This is a genomic window from Pseudomonas tremae, assembly GCF_001401155.1.
In the GTDB taxonomy this organism is placed as follows: Bacteria; Pseudomonadota; Gammaproteobacteria; order Pseudomonadales; family Pseudomonadaceae; genus Aquipseudomonas; species Aquipseudomonas tremae.
In genome coordinates this window covers 1-276 of the sequence record NZ_LJRO01000410.1, presented here as the reverse complement: position 1 = coordinate 276, position 276 = coordinate 1, and the positions used below count along the sequence as shown (strand labels likewise).

Here is a 276-nt window from a genome sequence, read left to right as displayed (position 1 = left end):
CCGGCTCAAAGAGCTGCGCTGAAAGGCTCAGGGCCTCCAGAACGGTTTCATCGCTTCGACCCGCGCCTGCTGGAAATCCAGCCCGATGTCGCGCAGCTGATCGTCCGTCAGCTCCAGCAAGTTTCGGCGAGAGGCCCAGCGGTGACGATACAGCGCCCAACGACTCATGCCGGCCAATAGATAGGCCTTGTTTGAGCGGACCGTTCTGACCGCAGTTGGCCGATAGTCATTCAATTCCTGGCTGTGAAGCGCAAGGCGCACATCGCTGAACCCGTT

The 276-nt window shown here is 60.1% G+C and carries 1 protein-coding gene; it reads right to left on the bottom strand.

Annotation, left to right across the window (positions count from 1 at the left end):
* Nucleotides 1-27: 27 nt before the first annotated feature.
* Nucleotides 28-276, bottom strand: a 249-nt coding sequence (locus tag ALO43_RS22635) for a DUF1127 domain-containing protein (protein ID WP_054998099.1), incomplete at its 5' end; no start/stop codon positions are given.